The 1,019-nt window shown below is 43.0% G+C and carries 1 protein-coding gene; it reads left to right on the forward strand.

Translation table 11 applies throughout. The annotated features are described in order from the left end of the window. Positions 1-110 precede the first annotated feature (110 nt). The coding region (locus tag QUW60_RS15010; protein WP_289561504.1) for an IS4 family transposase at positions 111-1,019 on the forward strand (909 nt) is incomplete at its 3' end.

A 1,019-nucleotide genomic window follows, 5' to 3' on the forward strand; every position in this document is an offset into this window, starting at 1 on the left:
TATTGCTGTCCGATAAAAATATAGCAAACGAATAAAAATAGGGCTGACTTCATTTGCGATGTCAGCCCATTTTCGTTAGATTTCTGTCGCCAAACAAAATCAATCCAACTATGGGCAAAAGTATACATTTTAGCGGACAGCCGCTCTATGGTCAGGTAATAAAATTATTGGATAAGTCAACAATCCTTCGTTTTAGTCGTAAACATGGTGGCGAACACTACATAAAACGTTTTGATTGCTGGACTCATCTTGTTGTTATGCTTTATGCGGTCATCATGCGTTTTGATTCCTTACGCGAGATCACGGCTTCCCTACAGGCAGAAGCCCGCAAGCTTTTCCATTTGGGTATCAGCTCAATGCCTTCACGCAGTACACTTTCCGATGCCAACCAACGACGTCCGGAGGTTATATTTGAGTCCATTTATCGTGATTTATACGCCACATACAGGCATGTGCTTTCCTCGGACAGCCGCAAAAGCAGGGATGCTGTCTGGATGAAGCGTCTCCAGATTATCGACTCCACTACTATCACACTGTTCTCCAATCTGCTGTTCAAGGGCGTGGGCCGTCATCCCAAAACCGGCAAAAAGAAAGGGGGTATAAAAGTGCACACCGTCATACACGCCAATGAGGGAGTCCCTTCTGATATAAAGTTTACATCTGCAGCCACCAACGATTCTTTTATGTTAAAGCCGTCAACATTGAGCAAAGGAGACATAGTTGCCATGGACCGGGCATATATTGACTATGAGAAACTGGAAGCACTCACGCAAAGAGAAGTTCTGTATGTGACAAAAATGAAGAAGAATCTAAAATACAACATTATGGAGGACTGTATCTACCAGACAACAGACGGTCTTATGGAAGTGCGCATACAACATGTCACATTCTCTAAAGTTCTGAAGGGTGGAGAAATACTGATTCATCATGCCCGTATCATTACCTATGCCGATACCAAAAAGCACAAACTGGTTGCATTGCTTACAAACGATATGGAATCAGACCCGAACGAAATTATA

It is taken from the genome of Bacteroides gallinaceum (assembly GCF_030373775.1).
Lineage (GTDB): Bacteria > Bacteroidota > Bacteroidia > Bacteroidales > Bacteroidaceae > Phocaeicola > Phocaeicola excrementipullorum.